Raw genomic sequence first — 13363 nt, 5'->3', positions numbered from 1 at the left:
CCGCTGACGGGTCAGTCCCACCAGAAGGTCCAGAGCGGCGCGTCGACGAGCTGTTTCGCGTAGTCCTCGAAGGAGCCGCAGCCCTGATCGACGTTGTCCGGGCAGAAGGCGTAGTGCTCGGCGGCGACCTCCAGCGCGTGCTCCTCGTCGACCGGGGGCGCGGCGACACTCAGATACAGGGTGGCGAAGGACGCCCCGATCACGCGCACGCCGAACCGGTCCTCCCAGTTGCGCAGCACTGTCGAGATCTTGGCGATGTCGTTCTCGAAGTTGAGCGGGCCGGACCACCCGGCGGTGGTCAGCGCGTCCGCCCCTCGCCCGGCCGGGATCAGGCCCAGCCGTGGCGCCCGGAGCCAGTCCTCGATCACGACCAGGTCGGCCGCCTCGGCGGCCCGCTCGTCGGGATCGGCCTGAAGCTCACCGCGACGGGCCAGCCCGGGCCAGGTGCTCGCCCCCGACTCGTCGTCGGGCTGGTACTGAGCCCACCAGGCACCGAGGAGGGCACCGGGATAGTGGTCGCCGGGCGCACTGCGGACGTGGTCGGCGCCCAGATCGTCCCCGTCGCGCCAGGGGCGTTCCGGTGAGCCCTCGTCGAGGCTGCCCAGCAGCAGCGGCCACAGCCCGGTGCGCCCGTGCTGTGCCCGCAACGCCGACCACCAGCCCGGCCGCGGTGGGCCGGCGCTGATCCAGAGCAGGTCGAGGGACGCGTCCCAGCCGCCTCCGGTGGGGTCGTCGACGAGGTCCAGGGGCGCGAGAGGAGTGGCTGACATGCGCCCGACGCTAGACCTCGGGTACGACATTCCCTCAGGGCAGTTTGAGCACGTCGGCGATGACCGATCCGTCCGCTTCGAGCCGTACCGCCGCGGGGCTGTCGTAGACGACGAGGATCCGGTCGGTGCCCAGCATGCTCAGGCCCTCGGCGTGGTCGTCGCCCTCGCCGTAGGTCAGCTCCATCTCCCGGCTGAGCAGGTTGTGCCGCACGATCGTGGGTACTTCCGCCCGGCAGGCCCCGTGCCAGCGATAGATGCGTACCGGCCCGTCCAGATCCATCGTCGGCCCGGCCAGCACCAGCAGATCGTCGCCGTCCGGGCAGAGGTCGCGCACACCCAGACCATCAAGGTCGAGAACATGCTTGCGGTACGGCCTGCCGTCCTCGAACCTGTGCAGCCGCAACCGTCCCGGGTCCTCGTCCAGCACGTACGGCCGGAGTTCCAGCACGAACGCCCAGCCGCGCAGCACGGGACCACGCAGCCCGAGGAAGACACGGTCCTCGCGTACCGCGATGCCCTCGATGTCGAGTCCGTTGTCCTTGCCCGGGATCGGCAGGAACACCGCCAGGTGCTCGTCGTCACGCAGCAGTCGCCGCAGGTCGTCGCGGACGCTCAGAGCCGCCGCCCGGTGCCGGACCCCGTCGGCCTCGATCTCGCGGACCGGGGTGGGCACCCCGTTCACGTCGGTGATCGGCAGCCGGACCAGGATCTGCCGGTTCGCCTGGCCCTCGATGCGCGCAAGGCGGCGCAGCGCCTTCTGCCCGTCGTGACGTTCCTTGATCTGCTTGCGGCGCAGGCTGTGCGAACCGATCGCCCACAGGAACCGGCCGTTGCGGGCCAGCCCCTCCACGTCCGCCTCCTCGTCGGCGTCGATGCCGGGCAGGTCGACGAAATCGGCCAGCCGGAACCTGGCCTCGTCGCCGAACTCGGTGGGCCGCTCCGGGTCGTCGCCGAGCAGGCGCTCGATCGTCGCGGTCTCGTCACCGGCGATCCACAACGCCCGGCCGTCGAGCCGTACCGCGGAGAGGTTGGTGTGGGTTGCCGCCGCCTGCGACTCGTCGGAGAACCGCAGCCGGACCGTGTAGTCGACCGTCATGGTCCACATCGTCGCACCATCAGGCACCCGGCCAGGTCGAACATAGAGCTCTGTCGTGGTGGCCTTTCGGGCCGAAAGTGCCGCTCACGGCCGGTCCGTCGGGATCGGCCGTGAGCGGTGCACACGTCAGACCTGTCGGGAGATGTACAGCCGATTCCCGGCCGGCACGAAACCGACCCGCTCGTAGACGCGCCACGAGTCGTCGCCGGATGCCTCCAGCCAGGCGATCTCACCGCCGCGCTCGAAGAATCGGCGAGCGATCTCCGCGGTGATCGCCCCGCCGAGCCCGCGCCGCCGGAACGGCTCGCGTACCGCGATGCCGGCGACCTCGCTGAGCCCGTCGTTCGGAGGGCTCGTCTGGCCCCCGCCGACCCACTCACCAGCGGCGGTGCGGGCGCCGATCACGATCCCACCGCGTTCCTGCGTGCGGCGGATCCGGGCCACCGCGACCTCCGGCCGGTCATCGGCCAGACCCCCGAAGGCCTCGTTCTGCGTGGCGACCACCGCGGCCCGGTCCGGGTCCGTCGTGGGCTCCGCCAGAGTCAGACCATCGGGTACGGGGTTCGCGCTCAGTGTCTGCGGTGTGCAGATGAGGTACTGGTTGCGCTCCTCGACGGTGAAGCCGGCCGCGATCAGCAGGTTCTCCAGTTCCGGGGCGCAGCTGACGACGTACTCGAGCCGGGGTTTGCGGCCCGCGGCGGTGAAAGCGGTGACCAGATCGGCCACGTCGGCCGCGGTGATCGGGACGCCGGGCACCGGCGAGGCGTAGTTGATGAACGGGTTGGTGGTCTCCGGGTCGAGACCGGCCACGAACGGGCCCGACTCGATGGCCTTCGGCCGGTTACGGAGATTGGACACGACGGAGCGCTGGATGCGCAGATCCATTGGTGATCAAGCCTTTTCGAGAGAATCCTGCGGTTTCAGGGCGTGCGGATACGCAGGGCCGCCGCGGGCGGGGAGAACGCTCAGCGACGGCCGAAGGGCCGGGCGGCGGTCACAGGCTTCACTTCTCTCGAAAATCAGGGACCGCGCATCCACGCGCGATCACCCGGCGAGGTTGTCACGAACCGCCGCCACCACGCAAGCCCGGCAGGTCGAGGCACCGATGGCATCGGCGCGGGCCGGCCGCCTGCGCGGCCCGCACCGATGTTCCCCACTCTCGTCCATGACCGGCGGGAAGTCCATCACCGTCGATACCTTCCGATCCCGCGCCGGGTTTTGTCGGTGGGGGTCGCTAGGGTTCTGCGCGTCCGGTGGAACCGAGAGTCGGGGAGTGGTCCGGTGGCCGATGTGCGCAGCTCCGAGACGTTCGTCGTGCCGGCGGGATGGAAACGGTTCGTGCTCCCACGCCGCGCGGCCGGCGCGGCCGTGCCGAAGGTCAAGGCGGCCGACGTCAAGGCCGCCGAGACGATGCTGCACGTGTTCGACGGCGACGTGCTGGGTGCCCTGGGCAACCGCAACACCCCGGGCGACCTGGCCGAGGCCGGTCGCGCCTACCTCGCCGGCGACCCGGCGGCGACTCCGCTCGGTGCCGCGGTCGTTGCCCGCGGCGTGGCGGTGCCCCTCGGGTGGAACCGGCGCGATGAGCTGACGGTCTTCGCCGACTACTGGCGGTCCCGGCACGGGCTCGCCTTCGCGGCGGCGGCCGTCGCCGAGCTGTCGACCCTCCACCTGGCGTCCTACCAGCCCAGCAGTGCCATCACCCGCAAGGTGCTCGACGCCGACATCGAGACGTCGTTCACCGGCACGGCCGTTCACCTCGCCTACCGGCTACGGCGTGCCGTGGTGGCGGTCCCCGCCGAGGATTATGAGCAGGTCGTCGCGGCTCTGGCCGCCGTTCGAGGGCCGGGGCTCGTCCAGCGTGCGGTCGTCTCGGTGATCGCGCCGGACGAGACCGGCTGGGCCGGTGACATCTGCACCGAGATCCTCGGCAAGGGCGGCCGGGAAGGGATCCGAGGACTCCTGCTCACGGTCGTCTCCGACCCGGAGGCGGGGTTGCGCCTGGCCGGGCGGGTGGACGTCTGGGCGGCACTGTCGGAGAGCGAGCGGATCCACACCTTTGTGGCCACGCTCGGCCCGGCCGCGGCGCCCGCCCTGGCCGGATGGCTCGACGCGCCGCACCTCGACGCCAAGGGCCGGGCAAAACTCCTGGCGATGCTGTCCGCGATCGGCGGCGACACCGCCTTCAACGCCCTGCTGGAACGCACCGGCCGTCCGGACGCGGCGGCCGCTCTCGCCGAAGCCGCCGGTCGTGAGCCGGCCCACGCGCTGCGCCTGCTGGCCGAGGCGCCGTCCGCCGGCCGGTTCCTGCAGCGCCATCTGGCCGGGCACCGGCAGTTGGCCGACGAGGTCCGGCCACAGCTCTCCGAGGCGGCCGCCGCCCGGATCGACGCGGCACATGCCGTGCTGGCGGCCGGCGACGTGAGCCCGGCCGCGCCCGCCGACGTACCGCCGATCCTGGTGACCCCGCCCTGGCTGACCCCGGTGTCCCGGAAACCGGTCGTCGTCACCGGTCTCTCCGCGGACGTGCCGGTCCGGGTCGAGTGGGCGCCCGGCGAGCGCGAGCGGTGGGGCGACGGCTCGTGGGCGGTCCGGCACGGCGGCACCCACGACTGGGCCGAGATCATCCGGAAACTCGGCACCAGCGCCTCCAGCGGCTGGGACGAGATCGACTTCTTTCTCCGGGCACCCGACGACCTGACGCTCGCCCGGGTCGGCGCGTGGCAGCCCAGCTATCACTACGACGCCGCCGACTGGGGATCTGAGCTGCTCGCCCGCTACGGAGCCGAGGCCGTACCCCCGGTGCTCGACGTCGCCCGCCGATCCCCGGCCACGGCCGCGCTCCTGCTGGCGCCGATCGCCTCCCCGGAGGCCGCGGTGCTGGTCGCGGGCTGGCTCGCCCGCGTGCGCTCGGTCCGGCCCATCGCCCTGGCCTGGCTCGCGCGGCACCCGGACGTCGCGGCCCGTGCCCTGATCCCGGTCGCGGTGGGCAGGATCGGTCAGGCCCGGTCCGACGCCGAGGGCGCGCTGCGCGCCATGCTCGAGAACGGGCAGGGCGAGCGGGTCCGGGCCGCCGCCGCCGGATTCGGCGACGCCACCGTCGCCGCGGTGGAGGAGATCCTCGCCGTCGACCCGCTGACGATTCTGCCCAAGGTCCTGCCCCAGCTGCCGGACTGGGCCAACCCTGCGCTGCTCCCACCGATCCGGCTCACCGGCGGCCGTGGCGCGCTGCCTGCCGAGGCGGCCCGGCACGTGATCACCATGCTCGCGATCTCCCGCCTCGACACCGTCTATCCGGGTCTGTCGGTGGTCATCACCGAGTGTGAGCCGGCCGATCTCGCCGGGCTGGCGTGGGCGCTGTTCACCGAGTGGCGCGAGGCCGGCCACCCCGCGAAACAGAGCTGGGCCCTGGACGCGCTCGGCCTGTTCGGCGACGACGAGACGGTCCGGCGGCTGTCTCCGGTGATCCGGGGCTGGCCCGGCGAGGGCGGGCACAGCCGGGCGGTCGCCGGCCTCGACGTCCTGGCCGCGATCGGCACCGACCTGGCCCTCATGCACCTCAACGGCATCGCACAGAAGGTGAAGTTCCGGGGCCTGAAAGAACGCGCCACCGAGAAGATCGCCGAGCTGGCCGCGGAACTGGGTCTCACCGCCGACGAGCTGGCCGACCGGCTGGTGCCCGACCTCGGCCTGGACGGATCCGGCAGCCTGGTCCTCGACTACGGCCGGCGCACCTTCACCGTCGGGTTCGACGAGCAGCTCAAGCCGTTCGTCGCGGACGCGTCCGGCAAGCCGCTCAAGACCCTGCCCAAGCCGGGCACGCAGGACGACCCGGTGCTGGCGCCCGAGTCCTACCAGCGTTTCGCCGCCCTCAAGAAGGACGTCCGGGCGATCGCCGCCGACCAGGTACGCCGCCTGGAACACGCGATGGTCGGACAGCGGCGCTGGAGCGGCGCGGCCTTCCGGCAGTTCCTCGCCGGGCACCCGCTGCTGCGGCACCTGGTCCGCCGGCTGGTGTGGGTCCGCTTCGACGCCACCGGGCGGCCCGGCGCCACGCTGCGCGTGGCCGAGGACGGCACCCTGGCCGGCGTGACCGACGAGACCGTGACCCTCGGCGACGAGGAGACCGTCGGGATCGCCCACCCCCTGCATCTGGGTGACGACCTGGCCGCCTGGGCGGAGGTCTTCGCCGACTACGAGATCCTCCAGCCGTTCCCGCAGCTGAGCCGCGGGGTCGAACCGCTCACGCCGGAGCGGGCCGCCGCGTTCGTGGGCCGCAAGGCGACCACCCCCGCGCTGCTCGGGCTGGAACGCCGCGGCTGGCGGCGTGGCAGCCCACAGGATGCCGGTGTGCAGGGCTGGTTCGAACGCGATGTGCCGGGTGGTCTGCACCTGGTGCTGGCCATCGACCCGGGTATCGCCGTCGGCGCTATCGACGTGCTCGGCGACCAGACGGTCGAGGCGCTCTTCGTGGCGCCGTCCTCCGCACACCACTGGTTCCGATCGGGCCAGGACGACCGGATCCGTGAACTCGACCCCATCACCGCGGCCGAGGCGCTGCGCGAACTGACCGAGGTATTCGCATGACCGTCACCAGCACCGCCGGAGTGCAGCGACCGCCCGCCGAGGTACGGTTCGCCGACGAGCTGGCCCGTCTCCGGGCCGCCGACGACGCGCCGACGCCGCCCGGCTGGGCACTCAGCCTGCGGGCCGCCCGCGCCTTCATCGTCGGCGACGACACACTCGGCGTCACCCGCAAGTTCGTCGGTGACCCGTCGCTCATCGACCGGGCCCTGGTCAGCCTCGCCACCAGCCGCGGGCTCCTGCTCGTCGGTGACCCCGGTACCGCGAAATCGCTGCTCTCCGAGCTGCTCGCGGCGGCGGTCAGCGGCGACTCGACGCTCACCATCCAGGGCGGGGCGGCCACCACCGAGGACCAGATCAAATACTCGTGGAACTATGCGCTCCTCGTCGCCGAGGGGCCCACCGAACGGTCCCTGGTCCCGGCGCCGTTGCTGCGCGGCATGGCCCACGGCCGCGTCGTCCGGTTCGAGGAGATCACCCGCTGCCCCCTCGAAGTGCAGGACTGCCTGCTCTCCCCGCTCTCCGACCGGGTTCTGGCCGTGCCCGAGCTGCCCGGTGACGCCGGCATGGTGTTCGCCCGGGAGGGCTTCAACATCATCGCCACGGCGAACACCCGCGACCGCGGCGTCAACGACATGAGCTCGGCGCTCAAGCGGCGCTTCAACTTCGAGACCGTCTTCCCGATCGCCGACTTCGACACCGAACTGTCACTCGTCGAGTCCGAGGCCGGGGCGCTGCTGGAACGCTCCGGCGTTACCACGCCACCCCGGCGCGACGTGCTGGAGGTCCTGGTCACGGCCTTCCGCGAGCTGCGGGCCGGGCGCACGAGCCGCGGCGACGAGATGGAGCGGCTGTCCGCGGTGATGAGCACCGCCGAGGCCGTCTCGGTGGCGCACGCCGTCGGCCTGCGCGGCTGGTTCCTGCGCGGCTCCGCCGGATCCACCACCGACCTGGTGTCGTGCCTGGCCGGCACCGCCGCCAAGGACAGCCCGGAAGACCTCGCGAAACTCCGGCGATACCTCGAACAGCACACCTCCTGGCGCACCGGCCCGCAGTGGCGGGAGCTGTGGGAGGCACGCCGGGAACTGCCGGGCGGATGAGCCTCACCGTCATCGGGGTCCGGCACCACAGCCCCGCCTGCGCCCGTCTCGTCGGCGCGACCGTCGCCGCCCTGCGGCCCGCGTTCGTGCTGATCGAGGGCCCGGCCGACATGAACGCGCGGATCGGTGAACTGCTGCTGGGCCACGAACTGCCGGTGGCGGTCTTCACCAGCTATCTCGACGAGCGGCGCCGGCACGGGTCGTGGGCGCCGTTCTGCGAGTACTCACCCGAGTGGGAGGCGCTGCGGGCCGGCCGCGAGTGCGGGGCCGAGCTGCGGTTCATCGACCTGCCGGCCTGGCACGAGGCGTTCGCCGACCGGGACAACCGCTACGCCGACGCCGAGCTGCGGTACGCCGAGGCGGTGGAGCGGCTGTGCGCCGAGTTCGGGGTGGACAACAGCGACGCCCTCTGGGACCACCTCATCGAGATGGCCCCGCCCGAGGCCGTCGCGGAGCGGCTCTCGGCATACTTCGACCTGATCCGGGGAGAGTCCGAGGCCGGGGCGTCGGACACCGCCCGGGAGACCTACATGGCCGGCTGGCTCCGGGCCGCCTTGGCCGCCGCCGGTGAGCGGCCGGTCGTCGCCGTGGTCGGTGGTTTCCACCGGCCGGCCCTGATCCGGCTCGCAGCCTCCCCTCCGCCCTCCGGATCCGCGCCGTCCGGCATCGCCGACCTGGCCGCGCCGTCCGGCATCGCCGACCTGGCCGGGCCGTCCGGCATCGCCGACCTGGCCGGGCCGCCCAGCGTCTCCGGGCTGTCGGACGGGGCCGAGTCGCTCGCTCATTCCGGGACCTCCGGGCTCCTCGGGGCTGCCGGGCTCTTCGGCGCGGACGGCTGGCCTACGATTCCCGCGCCGCCGGAGGGGGCTACCGCGGGCAGCTACCTGGTGTCCTACTCGTTCCGGAGGCTCGACGCGTTCGGCGGCTATCAGTCCGGCATGCCGTCGCCGGAGTACTACCAGCGACTCTGGGAGAGCGGCCCGCAGGACGCGGCCCGCTACCTGGTCACCGCCGTCGCGGGGAGGCTGCGCAAGCGCGGCCAGCCGGTCTCGACGGCCGACCTGATCGCCGCCCGGGCGGGTGCCGAAGCTCTCGCCCGGCTGCGCGGGCACGACTGCCCGGCCCGGGTCGATGTACTCGACGGCCTGGCCTCGGCCCTGATCAACGAAGCCCTCGACGTGCCGCTGCCGTGGGCCGTCCGGGGGACCGTCACGGCCGGGCAGCATCCGGCCGTGGTGGAGATGACCGCGGCCCTCAGCGGCGACCGGACCGGCCGGTTGCACCCGGACACCCCGCTACCGCCGCTGGTCCACTCCGCCACCGCCGAGCTCGAACAACACGGCCTCGATCAGCCCGGCGAGCACACCGCCGACCTGACCGACCCGCGCGGGCGGACCGTCAGCCGGATCCTGCACCGGCTCCGGGTGCTGGAGATCCCGGGCTTCCGGCGTGACTCCGGGCCCGCCACCGGCATCGACCCCGTGCTGCGGGAGCATTGGACGATCCGGCGGCACGAACACCGCCTCGCCGCCCTGATCGAGGCCGGCGGATACGGCCCGACTCTGGAGGCGGCCGCCGCCACCCGGATCGCGCAGCGCATCGACGCGGCCACCGGCGACCTCGGCGAACTCGCCGACGCGTTGTTCGACTCGGCCCTGTGCGGCGTCACCGACCTCGGATCGGACGTACCCGGCCGGCTGGAACGCGGGGTGTCGGCGGCCGGGGACCTGTCCGTGCTGGGCCGGGTCCTGGCGATCACCCTGGCGCTGTGGCGGCATGACCGGCTGCTCGGGACGGCCGGTAGCGAAGCGCTCGGCGTCGTCGTGGCGGCCGCCACCCGCCGGATCCTCTGGCTCGCCGACGGCTGGCACGCCCCGGGCGCCACGGCCGACCGGAGCCGGATCGCCGCGGTCGTTGCGGTACGGGACGCCGTGCTGCACGCCGCGGGGGCGGGCGTGGACCGTACCGCCGTGGTGGAGGTCTCGGGCCGCATCGCGGCCGACCGCGCCGCACCACCCGACCTGCGCGGAGCCTTCTACGGACTCGGCCGCACCCTGCTCGGCGAGGACGACCCGGCCGCGCCACCGCATCCGGCCGCGCCACCGCATCCGGCCGCGCCACCGCAGCCGGCCGCGCCACCGCATCCGGCGGCCTACAGGGGCGAGGCGGCGGTCGATGCGGCCGGTTCTTCGCCGGAGGGGTCCGGGGCGGCGGGCGATCCGGGCGGGCTGTTTCCGGCGCCTTCGCAGGCTGTGCGTGGGGCGTTCGCCGCGGGGACGGCGGGTGACTGGCTGGCCGGACTGTTCGGTGTCGCCCGGGAGCCGGTGCTCGCGTCCGGTGGCATCCTCGCGCTGCTCGACGACCTGGTCGGCGGCATGGGCGCCGAGGACTTCCTGATCGCTCTGCCAGCGTTGCGGCAGGCCTTCGAGTACTTCCCGCCGCGTGAGCGGGAGACGATCGCCGAGCGGCTGCTCGAGCGGCGCGGTCTGGCGGGCTCCGGCCGCGACCTGCTCCGGATGCCGGTCGTCGCCGGGGTCGTGGCCGCCGGGATGGCCCTGGACGAGACCGTCGAACAGCGCCTGGCCCACGCCGGCCTGATCACCGTGGGGAGGACCGATGACTGACATCAGCCTGGAACGCTGGCGCCTCATCCTCGGCGCGCCGGCCGGCGGCAGTCTCGGCGGCCTGCATGGTGAGGCCTCCCAGCGTGACGCCGCGCTCGACTGGCTCTACGGCCGTGACGAGGAGCTCGACCGGCGCGACATCCGGCGGCAGGGTGGTTCGGGCCCGTCCCGGCTGACCACGGTCGACTGGCTCGACGGCATCACCCGGCTGTTCCCCAAGGAGACCGTCGAGCGGCTCCAGCGGGACGCCGTCGAGCGGTACCAGATCGACGACATCGTCACCGACCCCGGCGTGCTGGAGCGGATCGAACCGAACCCGGCCCTGCTGCGTGCCGTGCTGCGCACCAAGCACCTGATGAACCCGGAGGTGCTGCGACTGGCCCGGCGGCTGGTCGAGGCGGTCGTGCGTGACCTGATGGAACGGCTCGCCACCGAGGTCCGGCAGAGTTTCTCCGGCGCACGGTCGCGGCGGGCCAGCCGGTTCAAGCAGTCCCGTGACTTCGACGCGCGGCGGACCATCCGGGCGAACCTCGGCAACTACCGGCCCGACGAGCGGCGGATCTACGTCGAGACGCCGTACTTCTCCTCCCGGACCCGTCGGCAGCTCACCCAGTGGCAGGTGATCCTGCTCGTCGACCAGTCAGGGTCGATGCTGTCCTCGGTGATCCATTCGGCGGTCACGGCGGCCTGCCTGTGGGGGCTGCCCGGAGTGCGTACACACCTGGTCGCCTTCGACACCGACGTCGTCGACCTGACCGCCGACGTCACCGACCCGGTCGAGCTGCTGATGAAGACGCAGCTCGGCGGAGGCACCGACATCGCCCGCGCGGTGCGGTACGCGGCCCAGCTCGTCGAGCAGCCCCGCCGGACCATCGTCGCGGTGGTCAGCGACTTCTTCGAGGGCGGATCGGAGGCGGGGCTGGTGCGGGCTGTGCGCGAGCTCGTCGAACAGGGCACCATCGTGCTCGGGCTGGCGGCTCTCGACGAGGATGCCGATCCGGCGTACGACCGGGCCTGCGCGCAGAGACTGGCCGACGTGGGCGCCTGGGTGGGCGCGATGACGCCCGGCGAACTGGCCGGATTCGTCGCGGAACGGGTGGGCCGATGAACACTCCGACGCTGCCCGTGCGGCCCGACCTGCGTGCGCTCGATGCCGACGCCCTGGCCGCCCTGGCCAACCGTGGCCTGGTGAAACGGGCCGCCCGGGACGTCGAACGGGAACCACCCGGCCTGTCGGGCGACGGCTCCGCGATCGTTGCCGAGTTCGGTGACGGGGTGCGGGCCACGCTGCCGGAGGGCGGCCTGGAACAGGGACGTTGCACCTGCGGGGCGGCCGGGATCTGCCGTCACCTGATCGGCCTTATCCTCGCGTACCAGGCCGTTTCAGCCGACGCGGATCCACAGCCGCAGTCGGCGGAGCCCGTGCCCGGCGCGGATCGGACTGCGTGGTCACCGGGTGGGTTCAGTGATGAGGACCTGATCGCCCGGATCGGGGCACGTCTCGTCACGGCCGCCCGGCGGGCCGAACGCGCCGGCTACACGGCCCGGGTGCGGCGGGGGCCGGTGCCGGTGGTCGAGCTGCCCGCCGCGACGGTGCGGTTCCTGGTTCCTGACGACCTCGGCTATGTGCACACCGACGCGCGGGCCGGTACCCGCGACGACGTGATCGCGCTGGCCGTCTGGGCGTTCAGGGTGGCTGACGTCCAGCAGCCGGACGCCGGTGAGTGCGTGGTCGACGTCGGCGGCTCCGGGGTCACCGCGGTGGCCGGATCCGGGCTCGAGGCGGTCGTGGAATTCGCCGCCGAGGTGCTGCGGGCCGGTGCCGTCCACTCCGGTACAGGGCTGGCGGCCACGGCGGCGGGCCATGTCGCCACACTGGAACGGACCGGGCTCCGGTGGCCGCTCGACACCGCCACCGAGCTTCTCGAGCAGCTCACGGCGTACCGGGAACGCGGTGCCAGGTATTCGCCTGAAGTGCTGGCCGACCTCGTCGCCGAGCTGTTCGCCCGGCACCGGGCGGCCACCGCCGACGGCGCGGCCGCGGCTCGGGCGCGGGTGCTCGGCTCCGAGGAGGCGGCCGAGACACCACTGCGCCGGGTACGCCTGGACGGCCTGGGCGCACGGGTCACCGCCGTCGACGACGAACGGCGTGTCGAGATCTTCCACGGCCAGGCGGCCAGCGGGGTCGTCCTCGTCTCGCGCCGGCAGTGGACCACCACCGACGACGGCCCGGCTCTGTCCCGGCGTCGGATCGCCGGCACCACGGTCAGTGCCGTCGCCGGCGGCACGCTGGTGACCGAGTCCGCCGTCCGCAACGCCAGCCGCGCCGTCCGGTTGAGTGCCGGCCGGGTCGCGAAGTCCACCGTCACCGTCTCCAGCGGCGCCTGGGACGGCCTGCCCGACGGCCTGCTCGTCCGGGACTACGCGCGTCTGGCGGCCGAACTCGACGCGATGCCACCGCGCCCGGTCCGTGCCCGGGTCCGCGCCGAACTGGTCCGTGTCCTGGAGATCGCCGAGGTCGGCCCCGGCCACTACTCACCCGGAGCGCAGCGCCTCACCTTCGAGATCAGCGACACCCACGGCAACACGGCCACGGTCGTCGCCTCCCACGCGGCGGTGGCGCCGGGCCGCCTGGACGCTGTTGCGGCCGCCTTCGGGGGACGCCGGGGCCGGCCCCGCTACGTCGCCGGAAGCGTCCACCGCAGCGGCGGCCGTGTGGTGATCGACCCCTACTCGATAGCCGCCGACGGCCCGCCGGTCATCCCCGACCTGGCCGAGCCCGACGCCTTCGCCGGCCCCGCCGCGCCGTCGCTCGCCGCGGCCGCTCCCGGCCCTCCGTCCGCTACCGCGCCGGCTCTGGCCGGAGGTGCCGATCCGGGTGGCGGCGGCAGGGTGCTCGAGGGTTCGGACCTCGACGCGGAGGTGGACGTCCTGGCCGCCGCCGTGACGGTCGCCCGGGATGTGCTCGCCGAGGCCGCCCACCGGGGGCTCGCTCATCTGCCACCCGCCTACGCCGGTCGGCTGGGGGAGGCGCGGAGCACTCTCGGGAGGGTCGGCCTTCATCGGGTGGCGTCCGCGCTCGACGAGGTGTCCGCCCGGCTCAGCCCGGACCCAGGCATCGAGACGGTGAACGCCTGGGTCGACGCCTACCTGAGGGTGAGTCTCGCGGCGGACCTCCTCTGAACCGGT

At 73.3% G+C, this 13363-nt stretch carries 8 protein-coding genes; 5 read left to right on the top strand and 3 right to left on the bottom strand.

Features of this window, described 5'->3' with window-relative positions; all coding sequences use genetic code 11:
- Positions 1-11 precede the first annotated feature (11 nt).
- The 3 genes from CLV67_RS30160 to CLV67_RS30150 all read right to left on the bottom strand — a co-directional run bounded on the left by CLV67_RS30160 (position 12) and on the right by CLV67_RS30150 (position 2751).
- Positions 12-770 (bottom strand): DUF4253 domain-containing protein, encoded by a 759-nt coding sequence (locus CLV67_RS30160; RefSeq protein WP_106324400.1) that lies wholly within the window; start codon positions 768-770, stop codon positions 12-14.
- Positions 771-804: 34 nt separating this feature from the next.
- A complete protein-coding gene (locus CLV67_RS30155; protein WP_106324727.1) occupies positions 805-1866 on the bottom strand; it encodes a DUF3616 domain-containing protein in 1062 nt (353 codons plus the stop codon).
- A 126-nt stretch (positions 1867-1992) separates the two neighbouring features.
- Positions 1993-2751 (bottom strand): GNAT family N-acetyltransferase, encoded by a 759-nt coding sequence (locus tag CLV67_RS30150; RefSeq protein WP_106324398.1) that lies wholly within the window; start codon positions 2749-2751, stop codon positions 1993-1995.
- A 396-nt stretch (positions 2752-3147) separates the two neighbouring features.
- Here CLV67_RS30150 and CLV67_RS30145 point away from each other — a divergent pair, with 396 nt between their 5' ends.
- The 5 genes from CLV67_RS30145 to CLV67_RS30115 are packed head-to-tail and all read left to right on the top strand — an operon-like array spanning position 3148 to position 13357.
- Positions 3148-6453 (top strand): DUF4132 domain-containing protein, encoded by a 3306-nt coding sequence (locus tag CLV67_RS30145; RefSeq protein ID WP_106324396.1) that lies wholly within the window; start codon positions 3148-3150, stop codon positions 6451-6453.
- Entirely contained in the window at positions 6450-7550 is a 1101-nt protein-coding gene (locus CLV67_RS30140) for an ATP-binding protein (RefSeq protein ID WP_106324394.1), read from the top strand. The genes CLV67_RS30145 and CLV67_RS30140 overlap by 4 nt, the downstream gene beginning before the upstream one ends.
- Entirely contained in the window at positions 7547-10174 is a 2628-nt protein-coding gene (locus CLV67_RS53630; protein WP_239166625.1) for a DUF5682 family protein, read from the top strand. The genes CLV67_RS30140 and CLV67_RS53630 overlap by 4 nt, the downstream gene beginning before the upstream one ends.
- Complete coding sequence (locus CLV67_RS30120; protein ID WP_106324392.1) at positions 10167-11282, top strand: VWA domain-containing protein; 1116 nt, start codon at positions 10167-10169, stop codon at positions 11280-11282. The genes CLV67_RS53630 and CLV67_RS30120 overlap by 8 nt, the downstream gene beginning before the upstream one ends.
- Complete coding sequence (locus CLV67_RS30115; protein ID WP_106324390.1) at positions 11279-13357, top strand: SWIM zinc finger family protein; 2079 nt, start codon at positions 11279-11281, stop codon at positions 13355-13357. Before CLV67_RS30120 ends, CLV67_RS30115 begins: the two co-directional genes overlap by 4 nt.
- The last annotated feature ends 6 nt before the right edge of the window (positions 13358-13363 follow it).

The sequence above is a fragment of the Actinoplanes italicus genome, assembly GCF_003001815.1.
In the GTDB taxonomy this organism is placed as follows: domain Bacteria; phylum Actinomycetota; class Actinomycetes; order Mycobacteriales; family Micromonosporaceae; genus Actinoplanes; species Actinoplanes italicus.
Note: the sequence above shows the minus strand (reverse complement) of the source record. Positions and strands in the feature narration are given on the sequence as shown.

Excerpts from the sequence above, each read along its gene's own strand:
- CLV67_RS30150 (WP_106324398.1), bottom strand. The coding sequence starts at position 2,751 with ATGGATCTGCGCATCCAGCGCTCCGTCGTGTCCAATCTCCGTAACCGG.
- CLV67_RS30120 (WP_106324392.1), top strand. The coding sequence starts at position 10,167 with ATGACTGACATCAGCCTGGAACGCTGGCGCCTCATCCTCGGCGCGCCG.
- CLV67_RS30115 (WP_106324390.1), top strand. The coding sequence starts at position 11,279 with ATGAACACTCCGACGCTGCCCGTGCGGCCCGACCTGCGTGCGCTCGAT.
- CLV67_RS30140 (WP_106324394.1), top strand. The coding sequence starts at position 6,450 with ATGACCGTCACCAGCACCGCCGGAGTGCAGCGACCGCCCGCCGAGGTA.
- CLV67_RS30160 (WP_106324400.1), bottom strand. The coding sequence starts at position 770 with ATGTCAGCCACTCCTCTCGCGCCCCTGGACCTCGTCGACGACCCCACC.
- CLV67_RS30155 (WP_106324727.1), bottom strand. The coding sequence starts at position 1,866 with ATGACGGTCGACTACACGGTCCGGCTGCGGTTCTCCGACGAGTCGCAG.
- CLV67_RS53630 (WP_239166625.1), top strand. The coding sequence starts at position 7,547 with ATGAGCCTCACCGTCATCGGGGTCCGGCACCACAGCCCCGCCTGCGCC.